The sequence below is a fragment of the Nocardia sp. NPDC060220 genome (genome assembly GCF_042727815.1).
In the GTDB taxonomy this organism is placed as follows: domain Bacteria; phylum Actinomycetota; class Actinomycetes; order Mycobacteriales; family Mycobacteriaceae; genus Nocardia.
On the sequence record NZ_JBHWZY010000409.1, the window covers coordinates 1 to 6,092 of the forward strand.

6 protein-coding genes are annotated in these 6,092 nt (G+C 70.4%); 3 read left to right on the top strand and 3 right to left on the bottom strand.

Going from position 1 to position 6,092, the window contains the following annotated elements; genetic code table 11:
• Positions 1 to 725: MFS transporter (locus tag ACFWF3_RS20925; protein ID WP_379314945.1), on the bottom strand; the 725-nt coding region annotated here is incomplete at its 3' end.
• A 78-nt stretch (positions 726 to 803) separates the two neighbouring features.
• Entirely contained in the window at positions 804 to 2,045 is a 1,242-nt protein-coding gene (gene cobA, locus ACFWF3_RS20930) for a uroporphyrinogen-III C-methyltransferase (protein ID WP_378992303.1), read from the bottom strand.
• Between the two features lie 148 nt (positions 2,046 to 2,193).
• Between cobA and ACFWF3_RS20935 the strand changes: the two genes are divergently transcribed.
• A complete protein-coding gene (locus ACFWF3_RS20935; protein WP_379314941.1) occupies positions 2,194 to 3,597 on the top strand; it encodes a purine-cytosine permease family protein in 1,404 nt (467 codons plus the stop codon).
• 78 nt (positions 3,598 to 3,675) lie between these two features.
• On the opposite strand, the gene ACFWF3_RS20940 is transcribed toward ACFWF3_RS20935, so the two are convergent.
• On the bottom strand, positions 3,676 to 5,208 hold the full coding sequence (locus ACFWF3_RS20940; protein ID WP_379314942.1) for a PucR family transcriptional regulator: 1,533 nt from the start codon (positions 5,206 to 5,208) through the stop codon (positions 3,676 to 3,678).
• 85 nt (positions 5,209 to 5,293) lie between these two features.
• Between ACFWF3_RS20940 and ACFWF3_RS20945 the strand changes: the two genes are divergently transcribed.
• A complete protein-coding gene (locus tag ACFWF3_RS20945; protein ID WP_379314943.1) occupies positions 5,294 to 5,761 on the top strand; it encodes a nucleoside deaminase in 468 nt (155 codons plus the stop codon).
• A partial coding sequence (locus ACFWF3_RS20950; RefSeq protein ID WP_379314944.1) for a 2-oxoglutarate and iron-dependent oxygenase domain-containing protein occupies positions 5,758 to 6,092 on the top strand: 335 nt, incomplete at its 3' end. The genes ACFWF3_RS20945 and ACFWF3_RS20950, both read left to right, overlap by 4 nt.

The following is a 6,092-nucleotide window of genomic DNA, read 5'->3' on the forward strand; positions in this document are numbered from 1 at the left end:
ATCACCAGCAGGACGAAACCGCCGATCAGCGAACCGAGGATCAGCGGGCTCGTCCAGCCCATGGCCGGGCCCTCGGTGGCACCGAACACGATCGTCGCGCAGGCCAGGGTGCCCAGAATCGCGCCCTTGATGTCGAGCGGAGTGCGGTGGTGTTCGGTGTCGGTGAGCTTGTAGACCGCGCCGAGCACGATGAGCGCGCCGATCGGGACGTTGATCAGGAAGATCCAGCGCCACCCGACCTCGGTCAGCGCACCGCCGACGATGAGACCACCGACCGATCCGATGCCCGCCATCGACCCGACGATCGCGATCGCCTGGTTCCTGGCCGGTCCGGGTGCGAAGGTCGTCGCGACCAGTGCGAACGCGGTCGGTGCCGCGATGGCGGCGCCCGCGCCCTGGAAGGCGCGCGAGATCAGCAGCATCGCCTCACCGGTGGCCAGACCACACGCCAGCGAGGCGGCGGTGAACAGGCCGACACCGTAGATCAGCATGCGTTTGCGGCCGAACGCGTCGCCGAGCCTGCCACCGAGCAGCATCAACCCCGCGAAGGTGAGCCCGTAGGCGGTCACCGTCCACGCACTGCCCGAACTGGACAGCCCCATGTCCTGCTGCAGGCGCGGCAGGGCGAAGATCACGACGGTGCCGTCGAGCACCACCATGAACTGCAGACCGCTCAGCACGAGGATGGCCAGGCCGAACGCCCGCTGCTTCACCGGATACTGCATCGTCGCAGCGGGTTTATCGAGCACAGTGAGGCAGTGTAATTGGCGCACCGGCAACGAGTGGGCGCGCCGTCGGTGAAGCTAGTCGAGGCCGAAGCCGGCCGTGGGGCCGATGACGATGATCGCGGGCGGGCGGATGCCCTCTTCCTTGACCCGGTCGGCGACCGTGGCGAGGTCGGCGCGCACCACCCGCTGCGTGCGCAGCGTGCCTTCCTGGATGACCGCGGCCGGGGTATCGCTCGGGCGACCACCGGCGAGCAGGGCCGCGGCGAACTTGTCGATCCGCTCGACCGCCATCATCAGCACGATGGTGCCGCGCAGCTTGGCCAGTGCCGACCAGTCGACGAGCGAATCGGGATGTTCGGGGGCCACGTGTCCGCTCACGACCACGAACTCGTGGGTGACCCCGCGATGGGTCACCGGGATGCCTGCCGCGCCGGGCACCGAGATCGGGCTCGTGACACCGGGCACCACCGTCACCGGGATGCCTGCCTCCGTGCACGCCTCGAGTTCCTCGTAACCGCGACCGAACACGTACGGATCGCCGCCCTTGAGCCGGACCACGAACTTGCCTGCTTTGAAGCCCTCGACGAGCGCGAGGTTGATCGCCTCCTGCGCCATCGACCGGCCGTAGGGGATCTTCGCGGCATCGATCACCTCGACGTGCGGGCCCAGTTCGGCGAGCAGTTCCGGCGGGGCGAGCCGGTCGGCGACGACCAGATCGGCGCGCGCGAGGAGCCTGCGACCACGCACGGTGATCAGGTCGGGATCGCCGGGGCCGCCGCCGACGAGCGCGACGCCCGGAGTCACCGGTTCCGAATCATCGGTCACCACACCCGATTGCAGCGCTTCGAGGAGACCGTTGCGCACCGCGGCCGAGCGGCGGTGCGCGCCACCGGCGAGCACGCCGAGGGAGAGTCCGTCGTAGCGAGCGGTCGCGGGCGTGACCGCGGTGCCGTCGCGCGCGATGTCGGCGCGGACGCAGAAGATGCGCTTGGCGGTGGCTTCGGCGACCACCGCGGCGTTGGTCTCCGGTTCGTCGGTGCAGGCCATCGCGTACCAGGCGCCGTCGAGATCGCCGTCGGCGTAAGCGCGCAGTTCGACGGTGAGTTGCCCCGCCGTAGCCATGCCCTCCACCGCCGGGGTGACCGCCCGGCTGATCACGTGCACCTCCGCACCCGAGGCCACGAGCAGGCCGAGTCGGCGCTGGGCGACGGTTCCGCCGCCGACCACCACTACTCTGCGTGCACGCAGATCGAGCCCGACCAGGTAGTTCGGGTCGCCTGCGGGCGGGGTCGATGCGGTGTCAGCGGTGTTCGGCACAGTGTCCCAGCCTAGTTCCTGGCTCGGTGCGGCCCGAACGCACCCGCCGACAGACTCGGCGCCGATCGACGATCTGTCCGTCGGCGGACCCGTCTTGACGGACGATCCGTCGGTTGTCCACGACACGGGACCCGACGAATGTTCAAGAATGGCTACGACCGAAGACAACGCGCCCGCCGCGGACTACACCGATCGCGTGATCGCGGTCGAGCCCGGCGGCAACGAAACCATCCCCGAATCCGCCCGGCACGGCAGTCCGCGCGGGCTGCTGTGGACGTGGACCTCGCCCAATCTCGAGTTCGCCACGATCTTCATCGGGGTGCTGTCGGTGACCGTCTTCGGCATGAGTTTCTGGCAGGCGGCGCTCGGGCTGGCGGTCGGTATCGGTCTCGGTGCCGGGGCGCACTACGTGTTGTCCGCGCGCGGTCCGGTGTACGGCGTACCGCAGATGGTGCTGGGCCGCACGGCTTTCGGGTATCGCGGGAACGCGCTGCCCGCCACGTTCATGGCGATCATGTGCGGTGTCGGCTGGTTCGCCACCAACAGTGTGTCGGGCGCGTTCGCGTTGAACACGCTGACCGGTCTGCCGAAGGTTCCGTCGCTGGTGCTGATCGTGGTGTTGCAGACCGGTTTCGCGGTCTTCGGGCACAACCTGGTGCAGGCTTTCGAGCGGTTCGTCTTCCCGTTGCTGGCGGTGGTTTTCGTGCTGGTGACCGTCGTGATGGTCAGCAAGGCCGAGCTGACCGGCGCCGCGCCCGAGGGCGGTGTGGGTGGGATCGCCGGATTCCTGCTCACCGTCGGCACCGCCTTCGGCTACGCGGGCGGCTGGAACCCGTACGCGGCGGACTACTCCCGCTACCTGCCGACCGCGGTGTCGAAGGTCGCGACCGGCGGATACGCGGCGACCGGGCTGTTCGTCTCCTGCCTGTGGTTGTCGGCGCTCGGGGCCGCGTCGGCGACCATCGTGAGCACGGCGACCGGGAGTCCCACGGACGTGTTCACCGCGAATCTGCCCGGCGCACTGGCGAATCTGACGCTGCTGGCCATCACCCTCGGCGCGATCGCGGCGAACGCGCTCAATGTGTACTCGGGGGCGATGGCGTTCGTGACGATCGGGGTGAAGCTGCCGGTGCGCACCCAGCGGGCGCTCGTCTCGGCGGTGTTCGGCGTGGTCGGCTTCCTGGTGGCGTGGTGGGCGCTGCCCGACGCGGCGGCCGGCTACGAGGCGTTCTTGCTGATCGTGGCCTACTGGATCGGACCGTGGCTCGGTGTCGTGTTCGCCGACCAGTACCTGCGCCGCGGCACCGACATCCGCCCACTGCTCTACGACCGCGCCTCCACCAACCGGGGTGGAGTCGTGGCCTTCGCGACCGGCCTGGTGGTGTCGGTGCTGTTGTTCTCCAACCAGGCGAAGTTCACCGGCTACCTGGTGCGGGAGTTCCCGAATCTGGGCGACATCACCGTCTTCGTCGGATTCGCGCTGGCGGGTGGGTTGTACCTCTTGCTCACCCGGGGACGGGTCAGCGCCGACCGGGCGGTGGTCGCGGCGTGAGGCCCGTCGAGCCGGCGGCCGGCTCGGTCCGGTCAGCGGCCGGATGACCGGATTCCCACCCCGTGCTCGCGATCCGCGTCAGTTCGACACCCGGTGCGCGCTGAGCGCCAGCAGCAAGGTGGGAGTGAGTTCCGGTGCGGCGGGATCGAAGCCGAGAAGCGCTTTGATCCGGTCCAGGCGTTGGTAGAGCGATTGCCTGCCGATGTGGAGGGCGGCGGCGCATCGGGTGGCGCTGCCACCGTGACGCAGGAATGCTTCGAGCGTGTGGGTGAGAGCGCTGTGATGGGCGGTGTCCCAGGCGATCAGCGGGGCAAGAGTCGTCTCGACGAGGCGAGCTCGGTCGGCGGCGGGCAGCGCGTCGACCAGCAGATCACCGGCCAGTGCGCGCCGGGTGGTGACGGGGCCGCTCTGCCCGGCGCGGTCGCGGCGCTGACGGACGGCCAGCCGTAGTGCCGGGCCCGTCGCGGTGAGTGCGGCGGACAGACTCGCCGCTGTCGACTCCGCCGGGTCACCGATCACCAGGGTGACGCCATCGATGCTGTTGGTGGCACACGCTTTTCGCATCAGGTCCGCGACCTCGGCGACGGGATCGGTCGCCGAGGGGTCGGGTGCGAGCACCCCGTACACCGTCGCGTGCACCTCACCGATCACCCCGGGGCGCCCGAGTTCCTTGACCGCGCTGTCGAGCAGCCTGGCGGCGATCCGCGTGTCCGGTGCGTCGACCGCCACCGGGACCAGACGTAGCCCGGCCGTCGCACCAGCACCGGCCGCGGCCAGCCGCGCACGGAGGTCGGCGGGGCGGATCTGCTTGTCCGCCAGCAGATCCGCGAGCAACCGGGTGGCCACCCGGCGCGGCCGGCCGCTGGGGCCGGCGGATCGCGCGAGCGCCGGTCCCAGCACGGCGGCGGCACGGTCGAGGACTTCGCCCAGCGTCGTCGGATCCAGCGGTGAACCGGGACCGGCGGTGAGGGTGCCCCAGAAACTGTCGCGCACCGTGATCTTCGCGGTAGCTCCGGCGGATTCCACGGCGGCCCAGGCAGATCGATCATCGTCGACCCCGTGCGCCGCGACCAACGCGCCACTGCCCGCGGTGAGCACCACCGGGCACCCGGTCACCGCGCCGACCTTCGACAGCAGCCGCGCCGGGCCGTGCCCGGCTCCGAGCTCGACCAGCAGCTCGCGGGTCAACCCGTCGACCACCCGCAGCATCCCCACTTCGCGCGAGACGATCACCGTATTGGCCGCGCGGCACAGGTCGATGAACGGCACCACACTGCGCAGGGCGATCAGCGGCAGCCCGGCGCGCGAGGCCTCCGCGACCATGTCCGGCGGGACGGTGTCGAACGTGCGGCCCAGCTCGACCGCCACCCCGGCTACCGCACGATCGGCGATCTCGCGCAGGTAGTGACGCCGGGTTCCGGCATCGACACCCGCCAACCCCAGCCCCGTCGTCAGCAGCAGCTCACCGCCCGAGAGCAGCGGGCTGATCTCGAAGATCTCGCTGGAGTGCACCCACCGCACGGCCCGGTCCAGCGACGAGCGCCCCGACAGGACCAGCGGGTCGGCCGCCAGGAACTGGTCGGCGAGCAGTTGTCGGACGGTGGGCAACATGCGGTCATCCTGTCATCGATCGACCGCACGGGTATGGACGAAATGTACGTTGCCGACCGGGCGAGCAGGCAGGACAGTGGAGTCCATGACACCGCCGGACGCACTCCTGGACGTGGCCTACGACGAAGCCCTGCGCGGGCTGGCCGAAGGGGGTATCCCCATCGGCGCGGCCCTGTTCGACGCCGACGGCACTCTGCTGGGCCGCGGCCACAACCGCCGCGTACAGAACGACGATCCGAGTGTGCACGCCGAAACCGACGCCTTCCGCGCCGCGGGCCGACGCCGCGACTACGGGCCGACGATCATGGTCACCACGCTGTCCCCGTGCTGGTACTGCAGCGGCCTGGTACGCCAGTTCGGGATCGGCACCGTGATCATCGGCGAGGCGCGGACCTTCCACGGCGGCCACGACTGGCTGGCCGAACACGGGGTGACGGTGATCGTGCTGGACGACCCGCGCTGCGTGTCGCTGATGACCGACTTCATCGCCGAGCGCCCCGACCTGTGGTTCGAGGACATCGGCGTCGCGCCGACGAAGGAGACACCCGCATGAGCAGCATCGCCTCGGTCGATCTGGCCCGCTGGCGCACCGGCGGCGAGGTGGCCCGCACCGTGGAACGCGAGGTCGACGAAGGGCTGCGCCGGGCCGGCTTCCTCCTGGTGCACGGCCACGGCATCGACCCCGCGTTGCCCGCCGCGGTCCGGGCCGCCGCACGCCGGTTCTTCGCCCTGCCGGACGACGTGAAGCAGCGGTACGCGGTGGCCGTCGGCGGTCGTGGCTGGATCGGTCCCGGCCGCGAGGCCAACGGCTATGCCGAGGGCACCGAAACCCCGCCGGATCTGAAGGAGACCTTCGCCGTCGGCGCCGACACCGCGACCGGTGA